Origin of the sequence: Streptomyces sp. NBC_01497, assembly GCF_036250695.1 — a bacterium.
In the GTDB taxonomy this organism is placed as follows: domain Bacteria; phylum Actinomycetota; class Actinomycetes; order Streptomycetales; family Streptomycetaceae; genus Streptomyces.
The window spans coordinates 8,428,302-8,440,908 of the sequence record NZ_CP109427.1 but is presented as its reverse complement, the minus strand read 5'-3'; the positions used below and the strand labels follow the sequence as shown (position 1 = coordinate 8,440,908).

Genomic DNA, 12,607 nt, shown 5'->3' with positions numbered 1-12,607 from the left:
TCTCACAGCGAACACTCGGTACCCGCGCTGACCCGGACAACCGGGCAGGCGACCGGCCCTCCACGGTAACGAAGGGAGTACTCACTGACAGGTGAGCAGGCCCGCGCGCAGCGTCTTGATCGCGCGAGCGAGGAGTCGGGAGACGTGCATCTGCGAGACGCCGAGCTCCTCACCGATCTGGGACTGGGTCATCTCCTCGACGAAGCGCATGTGCAGGATCCGACGATCGCGTTCACCGAGCTTGGCGATGAGCGGGGCGAGGGACGTGAGGTCCTCCACGAGTTCCATACCCGGATCGAGGGCGCCGGTGAACTCGGAAAGGCTGACGTTGCGGCCCCGGGCCCCGTCGCCGCTGTCGTAGGGCATGTCGAGGGATTCGCTGCTGTAGGCGTTGGCGGCGATGATGCCCTCGGCCACCTCCTCCTGCGGCCGCTTCACGTACGCGGCCAGCTCGGCGACCGACGGATCGCGATCCAGGCGCGCGTGCAGGACGTCACGGGCCTTGGCCAACTCCACCCGCAGCTCCTGCAGACGCCGCGGGACGTGCACGTCCCAACTGGTGTCCCGGAAGAACCGCTTGATCTCCCCGACGATGTAGGGGATCGCGAAGGTGGTGAACTCTGTCTCGCGGGAGAGATCGAAGCGGTCAATGGCCTTGATCAGGCCGATCATGCCGACCTGGACCACGTCCTCCATCTGGTCCCTGCGGTGGAAACGCTTGGCGGCATAGTGGACCAGGGTCATGTTCATCTCGACGAGGGTGTTGCGCGCGTACGCGTACTCACGCGTCCCCTCCTCCACGCTCTGCAACCGGTCGAAGAACACCTTCGACAGCGCACGCGCGTCGGACGGGGCGACCGCCTGGGGGTCCTCCACCCACGGCAGTTCACCCATCGTCAACACGGAGACGGACGTGGGGGCGGGATCGGGGGCGGGAAGAGCGGAGCCGGCAGACATACGGTGAACCTCCTCAAACGCTGATCGGCGCTACCCCCGCTATCCCCCACACGGCCGAGTAAACCTGCCTCTTTCGCGAGGTCATCGACCCCGGGCCACCAGGCTTGCGGGCGCCGGGTGCCAGCCGCTGAAGCGTCCTGCGCGCAGCGGTCGAGGCTCACCCGGGACGCGGCCGCGCTCAGGCCTCCGGCCATCGTGCGTGTGCGGCAAGGAACCAAAGTGGCGGAGGCAAGGCCGCAGGTCCCAGCCGTATCAGAGCGCGGTAGACGGGGCCTGGGCTTGAGCGGTGCGGTGGTGTTCGGCGTTGAGCCGCTGGGCTTCTGCTAGTTGGTCTTCGAGGATGACGATGCGGCAGGCGGCGTCGATGGGAGTGCCGGCGTCGACGAGTTCGCGGGCGCGGGCGGCGATGCGCAGTTGGTAGCGGGAGTAGCGGCGGTGCCCGCCCTGGGATGGCAGGGGTGTGATGAGGCGGGCCGCGCCGACGGCGCGCAGGAAAGCGGGGGTGGTGTGGAGTATTTCCGCGGCCCGGCCCATGGTGTAGGCGGGATAGTCGTCGTCATCGAGACGGCCGTAGGAGACCTCTGCTGCCATCGCACCTCTCTCGTGGAACATGCGGAGGGGCCCTGGTGCCATTGGCACCAGGGCCCCGAAGGAACTGCTACACCATCCGCCGGCCCTCATACTGCGCCGGCCCTCTGTATCCGCACGACCGTCCGGGAGAGGACGGGGCATGCGGGGATCGCGGTTGCTTGACCGGAGACCACCCCACTATCGATGTCCTGCGGTACCCGGGCTCTGGGACTCCGCCCGGGCGATCCTGATGGCGCTCAACTCCTCCGTTCTTCCCTCAGCGATCACGTACCTACTGCCGATACTGCTGGTGATGCGTACTGCTCGGTGACCTGTGACAGCGCCACTCTTCGACAGCCAGCCCCGTCGCCCGTCGTGCATCTGCCCTGGCTTGGAACCCCACTGCCGAACCTCCCGGTGCGCGCGCCCGCAGCCGACGCCTTCACCAAGGTGCTGCTCTGTGACTTCACTGCTGGGTACTGCTGGGTACTGCTGAACCGCACTGCTACTGGCGGCGGCCCCTGATCACCGCGGGCCACCCGGTGCGGTCGTCAGTCCCGTCGCCGTCCTGCGACAACCCTGGCTTCGAAACTCCACCACCGCACCGTCCTGCGTACTGCAACTGCTGCACAACTGCCCGCCAGTTCATCTCTGCCGGGCCCTCGCTCGATCTCGGCTACGAGAGAAACCATAACCACGCCCACCCCCCAATGTCTACTCCAGCCGACACAGATTTCCCTTAGCCCAGCAGTGAGGCAATCGCGCTCCGCAAGGGTTGAGATTTGCCCCGGCAGGGCACAAACCGCGGGTACGCAGGGACAGGCACTGACGAACCAGAGACCAGGGGGACCAGATGGACACGATCTGCCGCAACACCACGGCCGTCCACTCCCCGGCCACCGTCGCCGACGCACGCGAGAGCACCCGAGGCTTCCTCGAAGCCCTCCAGCAGCCGGCCATCGCCTCCGATGCGGCCGACAGCGTCGTCCTGGTCGTCTCCGAACTCGTCACCAACGCAGTTCGACACGGCGGCGGCACCTACACCCTCCACCTCACCGCCCACCCCGACCTCATCGAGGTCGCCGTCGACGACCCCAGCTCGCAGGCGCCGCGCATGCGCACCCCCGACCTGGACGGCGCAGGCGGAGGCTTCGGCTGGGGCATGGTCAACGACCTCGCCCACTCCACCAACGTGACCCACCGGCCATCCGGCGGCAAGACCGTCAGCGCCCTGCTCCCCCGTTAAAGCCAACGCCAAGGCGCCAACCCCGTTCACAGCAGATGGCGGGCGGTGGGGTGGATCCCCGTGAGCGTCTTCCAATGCCGTGAGGGCCATCGCGGCGACGCACCAAAGGCGACGCGCGTACCGCGCCGGGCCGCGCCGGGCCGCGCCGGGCCGCGCCGGGCCGCGCCGGGCCGCGCCGGGCCGCGCCGGGCCGCGCCGGGCCGCGCCGGGCCGCGCCGGGCCGCGCCGGGCCGCGCCGGGCCGCGCCGGGCCATGGAGCACATCAGCCAGAATGCGGCGGATTCGCGGGAACCGTCGCGATCACCTCCTCACTGGCGTACGCGCGCACGCCCATGACCACGAGGACGCGGGACTTCGTCCGGACAACCGGCGTTCGCAGCGTCCGCCGTCTCGGTGAGCTGCGACCGATCGCCCGGGAACGCACGCCGATCACGCCCCACCCGAGCGCCGGTCCACAGGTCATGAGCCGTGCTCGATGTGGCGGCGAGAGCGGGAAAGGCCCCGTAGCCGGCGGGCCGTGTCACCGGTGTGGGTGGCGTTCGTCCCCGCTGGCTTGGCGCAGGTCGTCGGTGTGGCGGGTGAGGGAATCCAGGCGGGCGGCCAGATCCGGGTGACTCGCGGCGAGATGCTCGCGGGTGGCGGCCAGAGGGGTAAGGAGTACGGCGACGTCGTCCTGGCCGAGTGCCCGCACGAGGGGCCGGCGGAATGCGTCCGGGAGATCGGTCAGGTCGCTGATCGCTCCGGCGAGCCGGCGTAGGTCGCCGGCGTTGCCTCGGGCCCACGTCGTGACGGTGCGTTCGGCGGCGCGGTGGTCGCGGGTGGCCTGGATACGCTGTTCGCCGGTACTGCCGGGGGCTCCGGGACGCAGGCGCAGATAGCGGCGTTCAGCGGACTGGCGGTTGGCGACGCCGAGGGGCTCGGCGAGGTCGGCCCAGCTCGCACCGGCCTCGCGGGCGGTTTCGATCAGGCCCGACTCCCAGCCCGCCAGCTGATCGCGCATCTGGCGCAGCAGCAGCAGCGCCGCCAGCACCTGGTCCGCCCCGGCTCCAGGTTCCGACCGCCCGCCGGACCCCGACTGCTGGGCGGCGAGGACGGCGTCCTCGATCGTCTTCAAAGCCTCCTTGGCGGCCAGGAAGGAGGTGGGAGGGGGCGACGGGTCCTGGTCGGCCGCGGTCATGAGCTACCTCCCTTTGTGTCACCCGACAGGCGACACCATCACTTGTCATCGTCTTGATGACATGTTACAACAGGAGCAGTCAACAGGGCACGGGCAAGAACAGCCCGATCGCACATGGAGGTGTTTTCTGATGCTGATGATGCGCACCGATCCCTTCCGTGAGCTGGACCGGCTCACCCAGCAGCTTCTGGTGAACGGGTCGTCCGGCACCTGGTCGCGGCCCTCGGCGATGCCGATGGACGCCTACCGCGAAGGCGACGAGTACGTCATCGCCCTCGATCTTCCCGGCGTCGACCCCGAGGCGATCGACATCGACGTCGAGCGCAACATGCTCACCGTCAAGGCCGAACGCCGCCCCGCCGCCAACAGCGACGAGGTCCACAGGGAGCTCTCCGAGCGCCCCCTCGGCGTCTTCTCACGCCAGGTCATGCTGGCCGACAGCCTGGACACCGAGCAGATCAACGCCGGCTATGACGCAGGTGTCCTCACCCTGCGCATCCCCATCGCCGAACGCGCCAAGCCCCGCAAGATCTCCATCACCCCCGGCTCACAGCGCAAGGCCATCCGCGGCTGAAACCCAGCCTCAAAGCCACAGCGGAGGACGGGCCCCTCTCCTCGTCCCAAGGCCCGTCCTCCGCACCCCTCCCGCCAGTCCCCCGGGGAAGATGACCCTCGGGCACGGCGGTTCGCAGCCCTCAGGCAAGAGCAGGACCCGGCGGGCACTACAGAGCCCGCCCGCCGAATCCGCCGCGGCCCTCCGGCCCGTTCACCGCGAAGGGTCCGTTCAGGATCCGCCGGCACGAGACGAGAAAAATGCCGACCGCGCCTCCGAACATCGACGCTTGACTCAGCTCGTTGCGCCAACCCGCCGGGCAACCACTCCCCCGCGGCAAGCTGCCCCGCACCGCTCCGGGGCCGGCCCAGGCCGCTGCCGCACATGCCCCACGTCCCCCGCCGAACACCGCGAAAGGCCCACCCTCCGATGCAGCTCACCTCTCAGCAGGCCCCGAGCGAAACGACCATGTCGTACACGCAGATGCTGGAACGCGTCCGCTACAACGGCGCCTACCCCACCCGCGAAAGAGCCGAGGCCGTCACGGCTGATGTCCTGACCGCCCTCGGACGCCAACTCACCCACCACGACCGCGTCGACCTCGCGGCCCATCTCCCCCACGAAGCCGCACGGATCCTCACCGCGCAAAACCCCGGAACGCAGACGCAGTCCCTCACAGGCTGGGCCTTCGTCAAGGACCTCGCCACCCGCACCGGCGGAACCCCCGCCACCACCCGCTGGGACGTCGGCTCCGTCCTGGGCGTCGTCGCCCACCTCGCCGGCCCCACCGTCGACCACATCCTCACCCACCTCCCCTCCGGCTACGCCATCCTCTTCGGCCGCGCCGAACTCCTCCAAGCCGCCTGACCCCCCACACCGCTCGAACCACACCGCTCGAACCACACCACCGCCACCATCGACAGATGGCTGCGCCGGCCTCTGTCGCGGCCCACTCCGCCTCACCTGCGGCATCGTCCGCTGACGACGAACCCCGCTCTGGCGTGGACCAGTCAGACGTTTTCCGAGATGTCCGAGGACGCGGGCCCACATCACGTGGGCGGGATCTTGGTGGCATCGAGCACTGCCGCCACCACCGCCGCGGGTCGGCTGTCGGACGCCTGTCTCAGCCAGGTCAGCGCCTCACCCGCAGTGTTCACGCCGCGCCGCCGCGCCGAGCGTCCACTCCGGAGGCATCAACCACGCCCGAGCGGTTCCGATCGTGCCCGAGTCGGACACGGGGAGCCCCGTCGCGGACCGTGCCTGTCGCGACAGGCTCCACGGCGCAGCCCGGGGTGCGTGCTCGTCTGCCGGCTTCATCCTGCTTGAGTTCACCCCGCTGCAGGCAACGTGCACGACGGTGGACGAACTGCTGGGGAAGCAGGTGCGCGCGTCAATGGGCCGCCGGCGGGACACAGGGCCGAGCCGACCGTGGACAGCCGCCTCCTGACGCCCGCGCGGGTGCCCACCTTCGCGAAGGCTCCGGCCGGCCGGTACCCCGCGGACGCACTGAACCAATCACGGTCGACGGCCAGGTCGAGCCCGGCCAGGGTGAAGCTCGCGTACAGGATTCGAAGACCTGCGCCAGGCGAAGCTCACCCCCGCACTACCGGGCACGCTACGGAAACCGGGCATGGAGTGGGCGCGGCGGGCGGGCGGTTCCGGCGTGGGCGAAGCGGTCACCGCGCCGGACTCCGACACCTCGGCCCAGTCGAAGTGGCGATCGACCGGCTGATCCCTCGCCGGGAGGTGAACCTGCGAGAGAGAAGGATAGAGGTCGACGTCGAGCACCTGGACGTGGCCGGCCGCCGCTGTCCGTTGAGGCAAGGTGGGCCCAGCGCACGGTTCGACGCAGCGGCCAGGCGCAAGGACTTCTCGCTGGGGACCGTGTGCTGGGAGGCGGCACGGCCCTCCTGCCGTGACTGCCCAAGCGCCGCGCCCAGGGGCGGGTTCGTCGCCCCCCGGCGCCCAGGGCCCGGCAAGGCTGTCGGCCGGCTCGCGTGAGTCGGCCGCCCGGACACCGGCCTTGCCCGGCCGCCTACGGCCGGGCTCGCGCGCTGCTGGACGAGCACACCGCGGTCCACGGGCCTGGGGCAGGCGGAGACCTCCACGAGTGGCGCCACTCCGGGCTTGACGCACCTCGGCGGGGCCGGGGCGAGCCCTGCTGATGCTGATGGCCAAGGCGAGGCACAACAGGACGGAGAACGTCCGCCGCCCCTTCAAGCCCCACCTCGGGGGGCGATCGCCGAGCTCACCAGCCTGCTCGCACCTGGCATCAGCATCCACTGATGACAAGGGTCAGCTTCGTGGGTCCGGCGCCCCGGATCATCCGGCGATGTCGCGGAGGATCGCTGACTTTCGGTTCTGTCCGCCGCGCGTCCTGCTCGGCGGGTCACAGGCCGTTGGTGGCCGCCAGGGCGAGAACCCCGGGCAGGTCGTGGGCGGGGCGGCGGGCGGCGATGTAGCCGTCGGGGCGGATGAGGACGAGTTCGTCGCCGGTGACTCCATAGGCGTGGTGGGCGATGTCGTCGGTGTCGATGACGGCGCCGGCATCGTTGGCGGCCAGGTCGGTGCTCACCCGGACGATACGCGGACCGCCCGGGGCCTGCTGGACGACGGTGCCCCCGAAGGAGAGCAGGGTCCAGTGGGGGCCGCGCAGCAGGTCGAACAGCCGGGTGGGGCGGCCGGTCTCGGCATCGCGGCAGGGTGCGTCGGGGGCGCGGACCCCCGCGCCGGGACCGTGGGTGAGCGGGCTGTCAGCGTAGGAGATGCCCAAGCCGGTGGTGTGGTCGTCGGTGAGCCCCTGCTGGGCGGAGGCGCCTTCGCTCTCGGCTGCCGCGCGCATCACGTTTTCCAGGCGGGTTGTGCTGTCGTCCAGGACGTTGCGGGCGACGGGGCGGCGTTCGTGCTCGTAGGTGTCGAGCAGGGCCGGGTCCGCGCCGTCGAGGAGGGCGGCGAACTTCCAGCCGAGGTTGTAGGCATCCTGGATGCCGGTGTTCATGCCCTGGCCGCCGGCTGGGGAGTGGATGTGCGCCGCGTCGCCGGCCAGGAGGATCCGCCCGGAGCGGTAGTGGTCAGCCAGGACCACGTTGATCCGGTAGAGGGAGAGCCATGAGACGTCCTGGATGACCACGCCGGGGACTCCTGCGCGCTCGGTGAAGATGCGGCGGAACAGCTCAAGCGACGGCTCCTCGGGCTCGGCCCGGTCGGCGGGAATGGAGGCCTGGAACTGCCACAGGTCGGTTCCGGGCAGCGGGAACAGGGACAGTAGGCCGTCCTTCTTGCTGGTCCACAGGTGCTGGCAGTGGCGGGAGAGGCCGGTGACGCGTACGTCGCCCAGGTGCCAGCGCTGGTCGGTCAGGGAGGTGCCGTGCAGTGCGATGCCGGCCAGTGCGCGGACGGTGCTGCGTCCGCCGTCGGCACCGACGACGTAGCGGGCGTGGACGACGCTTACGCCCGCGTCGGGCCCGGCCGTGGTCTCGATGGTGGCGGTGACGCCGTCGTCGTCCTGCTGGAGGTCGGTGACCTGGCTTCCCCAGCGGATGGTTCCGCCGAGCTCGGCCAGGCGCTCGCGCAGGATGTGCTCGAACCGCGGCTGGGAAAGCCAGACCGGCGGGTAGGGGGCGTCCGTGGTGTGCATCCCTCCGGCGAGTTCCACCGCCTCTGAGACCACCCGCTCACCGTCGTAGCGGCGGGTGGGGACGTTCACCCGGCCCTCGTGTCGGCGTACACATGAACGTCCCCACCCGCGTACGGATGAACGTCCCCAGTTCTTGACGTGTTGAGGGGCCGCTTTCGGCACTCTGCTGCATGTCGGTGTGGGTGGCGAAGGGTGGTCGGCGATGGTTTTGGATCCACGTCGCTGGTTGGAACTGCGGCGTTTTCGTGGCCTCTTGGAGTCCGGGGCGATGAGCCTGTCGGAGATTTCCAGGGAGACCGGGCTGGACCGCAAGACGGTCCGCAAGTACCTCTCGGCACCGGGGCCGGCGACTCCGCCGCGGCGGTCGACGAACGGGCGGTCGTTGGCGAGGGTGATCGACGAGTTCGCGCCGCTGATCGATTCGATGCTCCGGGCAGAGATCTTGATGAAGGCCGCGGTCATCCACGAGCGGCTGGCCAGGGAGTACGGGTTCACGGGCAACTATCAGCGGGTCAAGCTCTACGTTCAGAAAGCCCGCCCGAGGGTCGCCGAGGAACTGGGGATCACGCCGCGGGAACTGGCGGGCATGCACCGCCGGTTCGAGGTGATCCCGGGGGCCCAGGCCCAGGTCGACTGGGGTGACGAGGGGAAGATCCTCGCGCATATGGGCATCCCGAAGGTCTACTCCTTCCACATGGTCCTGTCGTACTCGCGAGATCCGTTCTGCTGTTTTACCAGCAGCCAGGACCTGCAGACGTTCTTCGACTGCCACCGGCGGGCGTTCGCGCACTTCGGCGGGGCGCCGATGACGATCGTCTACGACCGCACCAAGACCGTCGTCCGCCGCCACGTCGCTCCTGGTGAGGCGGTTCCCCTGCATCCGGAGGCGGCCGGATTCGCCGGCCACTACGACTTCGACATCGACGTGCTGGCTGCCTACCGGCCCACCGGAAAAGGCCGGGTCGAACGCCAGGTTCTGATCGTCCGTGATCATGTTCTGTCCGGGCGGGCCTTCTCCTCCACCGATGAGATGGACGCCGCGTTCACCGCGTGGGTGCCGCACCGGCGGGCTCAGATCCACAAGACGCACCGGGAAGTCATCGGCGAGCGGGCTGCCCGCGATCACGCGGCTCTACGACCGTTGCCGCCCACCCCGTATCTGGTGGCCGAAAGGCATCTGCGACCGGTCGGCAAGGACTGCCTGGTGGCCTTCGGCGGCAACCTCTACTCAGTACCCGCCCGCAAGGTCCGACCCCGCCAGCTGATCGAGATCCGCGCTACGAAGTCGCAGGTCATGCTGTATTCGACCGCCCCCGATACCAGCGGCGAGACCTTGCTGGCCATGCACCCGCGGGCGGTCGGCCGCGGAGCGCGGGTCGTCGAGGAGAAGCACTGGGACGGCCTCCCCACCGGCAAGGGGCGCCGGACGACCACCGGCGACATCCCGCTCCAACCCCGCCAAGGGCGTCCCCGCAGTGAGGAATCCGGGCCGCTGCAGGCCCTGTTGAACAGGGCCGCGGCCAGCCGGATCGAGGTCGGACGCCGGCCGTTGTCGGTCTATGACGAGCTGACCGGCACCCGCCCCTTCACCACCCGTTCCCAGAGCAAGGACACGTCTTGAGCGAGCTGACCGGCAACCGCATCCGCACCACGGCCGCCAAGCTCGGCCTGCCCCACCTGGCCGAAGCCGTCAACGAGTACACCCGGCGGGCGGATGAGGCGAAGATGGGCTATCTCGACTTCCTCGACCTGGTGCTTTCCGAGGAACTCGCCGTCCGCGACGACCGGCGCTTCCGCAGCGGCCTGAGGACCTCGAAACTGCCGCACCACAAGACGCTCGACGAATACGACTTCTCCTTCCAGCCCGAGCTCGACCCGCGCAAGATCAAGGACCTCGCGACCCTGTCGTTCGTCGAGGCCAAGGCGAACGTGGCCCTGCTCGGGCCGCCCGGAGTCGGCAAAACACACATCGCCGTCGCGCTGGCGGTCGCGGCCTGCCGGGCCGGCTACTCGATCTACTTCACCAGCCTCGACGACATGGTCCGCAACCTCAAGACCGCCGAGGCCGCCGGCAGATTGACCAGCAAACTCGGCTCCTACCTGCGGCCGAGTGTCCTGGTGGTCGATGAAGTCGGCTACCAGCCGCTGGAGCGAGCCGAGGCGAACCTGGTCTTCCAAGTGATCTCCAAGCGCTACGAGAAGGGCTCGATCATCCTCACCTCGAACAAGACCTTCAGCGAATGGGGCCAGGTCTTCGGCGACGAAGTCCTCGCCACCGCGATCCTCGACCGCCTCCTCCACCACTGCGAAGTAGTCCCCATCAACGGCAACAGCTACCGGCTGAAGAACCGCCTCAAGGCCCTCGAGCGAGAGACCGAAGTGGCCTGACACCTGGGGACGTTCGTCTGTACGCAACTGGGGAGCTAAAGCCGTACGCCGACACCTCGGTCAGGACGCGCCCGGCTACGCCGAGGTCGTCGGCGATTTCCATGGTGCGGGGCTGGATGGTCTTGGCGCGGGAGGCGGTGCTGGGCGTGGTGGAGCGTTCCAGGAGGAGGAAGCTGACACCGCGTCGGGCCAGGTCGCAGGCCAGGGTCAGGCCGGTGGGGCCGGCGCCGATGATCAGGACGTCGGTCGTGGTCACCTTCGCGGTGGTGCGAGTGGGCTCGTTCATGACGTTGATTACCTACCTTAGGTATCATAAATGACGGCGGTCCGATCCCCCCACGAGGTCGGCTTCCGGAGGAGATAATATACCTAGGTTAGGTATCCATTAAGGGAGTGTGGACATGGATCCGCTCAGCGACGCGACCACCGGACTGCTGCCGCACTTGCTGCAGCTGCGGACCCTGCTCAATCGCGGACAGCTCTACGAGCAGGCCGTCCAGGACGCCGGGCTGGCACTGGACCGGCCTGCCATGACGATTCTGGTCCTCCTGAACGCCGCCGAACACCCGCTGCGGGTCGGCGAGATCGCCACCCGCATGCAGGTCGTCGGACCTCACGTCACGCGCCACCTCAACAGCCTGGAAAAGCGGGCGATCATCAAGCGCGTTACCGACCCCGAGGACCAAAGGGCCCGCCTGATCGCCCTGACACCCTCCGGGCGGCGGATCGTCGACCGCTACACCACCATCGTCAACGGATGGTTCGCCGCAGCGCTCGCCCAGTGGCCGGACCACGACCGCGCCGAGCTCATCCGCCTGCTGACCCGCCTGACCAGCGACCTGAGCACACAGTTCGACGCCGTCGCCGCCGGCGGCACCCCACCCGAGAGCGAAGACTGACCAAAGACACCACGCCCGGTCCCGCAGCCACCTCACCCCTCGTCGCTGTTCGTGCGGCGTGTGCACTGCGCGCACAACCTGGATACCTGGGGGGAGAGCTGGGGCGTCTCCTTCGAGGAACTCAGCAGGCAAGCAGTCGACGCGGCGTAGCGCTTGTTGAACGGGCGGCCGACAGCAGACGACTGGCCGCTCGCCTTTACCACCCGTACTGGACTATCTCCGATCTGAACTCCGTACTCGGCCTGCCGCTACCACAGACGTTGCGCCAGAGCCCAAGAAATGACGTGACCGCATGCGCCCGCAGCCGTCTGCGACAGCTCCTTCAGGCTTCCTCGACGAACCAGCGAATCGACCAAGGCTCCGCAGGTGACGCGCCTCACCACGGCGCTTCACCACGGGTATCGGCCCAACTGCGTGAACCTCAGAGGTCAGTACGCTGGTTGACCGAGTTCTGAGCAGTCACGGAGGCGGCGATGAGATTACCTGGCCCGGAGAGTCTCACCACTGGTATCGCCCCATCACAGGAGGAACGCATGGCCCAGCTATTGAGGGTCCAGAACTTCAACGTCTCGAGTGACGGGATCGGTGCCGGTGAGGACCAGACCCTCGATAGGCCGTTCGGTCATGTCGAGCCCGAGAGGTTGTTCGCCTGGGCCGGTGCCACGGCGAGCTGGCCCATGCGCACCGACCCCGGGGGGAGCCGGGGCCTGGACGACTACCTCACGCGGGACTACCCGCGCAACATCGGCGCCGAGATCATGGGCCGCAACAAGTTCGGTCCCCAGCGCGGGCCCTGGAAGGACCATGAGTGGCAGGGCTGGTGGGGTGACGAACCTCCCTTCCACACCCCGGTGTTCGTCCTGACCCACCACAAGCGTCCTTCGCTCACACTCTCCGACACCACGTTCCACTTCGTCGATGGCGACCCTGCGACGGTCCTCAGAGAGGCCAAGGAGGCGGCCCAGGGCCGGGATGTCCGGCTCGGTGGCGGGGCCACCACCATCCGGGAGTTTCTCGACGCCGACCTCGTCGACACCCTGCACGTGGCGGTCTCGCCGGTGAAGTTCGGGTCCGGCGTGCGACTCTGGGAGTCCCCCGATGAACTGGTCGACCGATTCCACCTGGATGTCGTTCCCAGTCCCAGCGGGGTGACGCACCACATGTTCTGGCGAGAGTGACG

Annotated in this window: 12 protein-coding genes; 7 read left to right on the top strand and 5 right to left on the bottom strand. The window is 68.9% G+C overall.

All coding sequences use genetic code 11. The features are described 5' to 3' along the window. Nucleotides 1-81: 81 nt before the first annotated feature. Nucleotides 82-957, bottom strand: coding sequence for a SigB/SigF/SigG family RNA polymerase sigma factor (locus OG310_RS35585; RefSeq protein ID WP_443078512.1), 876 nt, complete (start codon nt 955-957; stop codon nt 82-84). A gap of 252 nt (nt 958-1,209) precedes the next feature. Next, nucleotides 1,210-1,548 (bottom strand): MerR family transcriptional regulator, encoded by a 339-nt coding sequence (locus OG310_RS35580; RefSeq protein WP_329453868.1) that lies wholly within the window; start codon nt 1,546-1,548, stop codon nt 1,210-1,212. An 832-nt stretch (nt 1,549-2,380) separates the two neighbouring features. On the opposite strand from OG310_RS35580, the gene OG310_RS35575 reads away from it, so the two are divergent. After that, nucleotides 2,381-2,773, top strand: a complete 393-nt coding sequence (locus OG310_RS35575; RefSeq protein WP_329453869.1) for an ATP-binding protein — start codon at nt 2,381-2,383, stop codon at nt 2,771-2,773. 520 nt (nt 2,774-3,293) lie between these two features. Here the strand turns inward: OG310_RS35575 and OG310_RS35570 are convergent. Next, on the bottom strand, nt 3,294-3,950 hold the full coding sequence (locus tag OG310_RS35570) for a type III effector protein (RefSeq protein WP_329453870.1): 657 nt from the start codon (nt 3,948-3,950) through the stop codon (nt 3,294-3,296). 133 nt (nt 3,951-4,083) lie between these two features. Between OG310_RS35570 and OG310_RS35565 the strand changes: the two genes are divergently transcribed. Further along, entirely contained in the window at nt 4,084-4,524 is a 441-nt protein-coding gene (locus OG310_RS35565) for an Hsp20/alpha crystallin family protein (protein WP_329459973.1), read from the top strand. A gap of 408 nt (nt 4,525-4,932) precedes the next feature. After that, on the top strand, nt 4,933-5,370 hold the full coding sequence (locus OG310_RS35560) for a DUF2267 domain-containing protein (protein WP_329453871.1): 438 nt from the start codon (nt 4,933-4,935) through the stop codon (nt 5,368-5,370). Nucleotides 5,371-6,892: 1,522 nt separating this feature from the next. On the opposite strand, the gene OG310_RS35555 is transcribed toward OG310_RS35560, so the two are convergent. Beyond that, entirely contained in the window at nt 6,893-8,209 is a 1,317-nt protein-coding gene (locus OG310_RS35555) for an FAD-dependent monooxygenase (protein ID WP_329453872.1), read from the bottom strand. Nucleotides 8,210-8,408: 199 nt separating this feature from the next. On the opposite strand from OG310_RS35555, the gene istA reads away from it, so the two are divergent. Further along, a complete protein-coding gene (gene istA / locus OG310_RS35550) occupies nt 8,409-9,761 on the top strand; it encodes an IS21 family transposase (protein ID WP_443078513.1) in 1,353 nt (450 codons plus the stop codon). After that, nucleotides 9,758-10,528, top strand: coding sequence for an IS21-like element helper ATPase IstB (gene istB / locus OG310_RS35545; RefSeq protein ID WP_329453874.1), 771 nt, complete (start codon nt 9,758-9,760; stop codon nt 10,526-10,528). The genes istA and istB overlap by 4 nt, the downstream gene beginning before the upstream one ends. On the opposite strand, the gene OG310_RS35540 is transcribed toward istB, so the two are convergent. Beyond that, complete coding sequence (locus OG310_RS35540; protein WP_329459965.1) at nt 10,494-10,814, bottom strand: FAD-dependent oxidoreductase; 321 nt, start codon at nt 10,812-10,814, stop codon at nt 10,494-10,496. The two genes, istB and OG310_RS35540, sit on opposite strands and share 35 nt — an antisense overlap. Nucleotides 10,815-10,929: 115 nt before the next feature. Between OG310_RS35540 and OG310_RS35535 the strand changes: the two genes are divergently transcribed. Together OG310_RS35535 and OG310_RS35530 are read left to right on the top strand one after the other, a co-directional pair. After that, nucleotides 10,930-11,427, top strand: coding sequence for a MarR family winged helix-turn-helix transcriptional regulator (locus tag OG310_RS35535; protein WP_329459964.1), 498 nt, complete (start codon nt 10,930-10,932; stop codon nt 11,425-11,427). 533 nt (nt 11,428-11,960) lie between these two features. Then, on the top strand, nt 11,961-12,605 hold the full coding sequence (locus OG310_RS35530; protein ID WP_329459963.1) for a dihydrofolate reductase family protein: 645 nt from the start codon (nt 11,961-11,963) through the stop codon (nt 12,603-12,605). The last annotated feature ends 2 nt before the right edge of the window (nt 12,606-12,607 follow it).